This is a genomic window from Vibrio sp. YT-16 (genome assembly GCF_033337405.1).
GTDB lineage: Bacteria > Pseudomonadota > Gammaproteobacteria > Enterobacterales > Vibrionaceae > Vibrio > Vibrio alginolyticus.
Genome location: NZ_JAWOQQ010000070.1, coordinates 1 through 1,475, shown reverse-complemented (window position 1 = coordinate 1,475; position 1,475 = coordinate 1). Strand labels below are relative to the sequence as shown.

Here is a 1,475-nt window from a genome sequence, read left to right as displayed (position 1 = left end):
CAATTACGTCGTGACCCACCAAGCCAGAAACGTCGTCCACCTTGTCGATTAAGGTTATGTGGTAACCTTGCTCACACAACTTCGCCGCCTGAATCCAGCTTTCCGCATCTCGACTTTGTTCAAAGCTGATCAACAGACATTTCCCCTTAGTAGATGCTTTGTTTTCAGAATCGATCACCAATGCCAAACGCGTGATTAAACAGGTTTGGAACAATCCCAACTGCAAAGAGCGCAGCGAGCCCTTAACCAAATCCAATGCTTCAAACACAGGATTGATAAACTGATCTACGACTAAGTTGAGCGGGTACTCTTTCAATACCGACGACAGGACGCTTTCCGTTTTGCCACGATTGAGTTGCGACAACGCAGACAGTACGGTTTCCACTTCTTCAAGCGAATGGTTTTCTGCACTGATTTCTACATCCGATTGGCCGAGCAATCCTTTCACTTTGCCGATCGCAATGCCTTTGGATAACCAACCTTGAATTTCACGAATCGTCTCGAGATCTTGCTGGCAATATAAGCGATGCCCTTTTTCCGTTCTTTGCGGTTGGATTAGGTTATAGCGTCTTTGCCAAGCTCTCAGCGTCACAGGCTTAACGCCCGTAATCTCTGCAACATCTCGAATTGCGTACAGTTTTTCTTCTGAACTACAAACCATAGCGTAATCTCATCTCCTGCGGGTGTGGCTCTAAAAACTTCTGTTTTTGCAGATATTCATCTGGATAAGCATTTAGATAGTGTTTAATTAATGTTAGTGGCGCGAGTAATGGCAGCGTGCCAGTACGATAGTCTTGAATCACGGTCGCGAGTTCTTCTTTTTCATCTTTGTTTAGAGAGCGTTTGAAATACCCTTGAAGATGCATCAACACATTCGTGTTGTTTTTGCGACTGGCACGGTTCGATAGCGCCGTCATCAGACCTAATCGGTATTCTCGGTAAAACTCGTCAATCTCATAGTTGGCAACATCTGCGACTAAGCGCCCCAAAGATCGATACGACTCTGGATGGTGCGCCATAAGCGTTAGCTTGTAACGAGAATGGAAATCGATGATCTTACCGCGTGTCGGCTCACCTGCCATCGATTCATAAAAATCGTTGAGACAGTAAATGCGAGTAATGAAGTTCTCTTTAAGAACGGGATCATTTAGGCGTCCATCTTCTTCGATAGGTAACCACGGCATTTTTTCCATCAACGTTTTCGTGTAAAGACCAACCCCTTCTTTTGCAGCGTTGTTTTTGCTGTACACTTTTACGCGTTCCATACCGCATGTTGGCGATTTGGCACAAACGATATAACCACACAATTGCTCATTTTGAAGCTCGTCCACTTTATTTTCGGAGTAAGTCAGCATGTTATCTGTGTGACGCCCAAACTGGGGGAAGAACACCTGAAGAGCGCCCAGTACAAGAAACCACCAATCACAGGTAAGCCCAGACCTTTTATATTTTCAGTTTGTGTTCTTTTATTCCCT

General features: G+C 44.9%; 1 protein-coding gene and 1 pseudogene. Both read right to left on the bottom strand.

All coding sequences use genetic code 11. From position 1 onward, the window contains the following. Window positions 1-661: MerR family transcriptional regulator (locus R7F07_RS24765; protein WP_318110609.1), on the bottom strand; the 661-nt coding region annotated here is incomplete at its 3' end. After that, window positions 651-1,367, bottom strand: a pseudogene (locus tag R7F07_RS24760) (YbgA family protein); the annotation flags it as partial. The pseudogene R7F07_RS24760 and the gene R7F07_RS24765, both read right to left, overlap by 11 nt. Window positions 1,368-1,475: the final 108 nt, after the last annotated feature.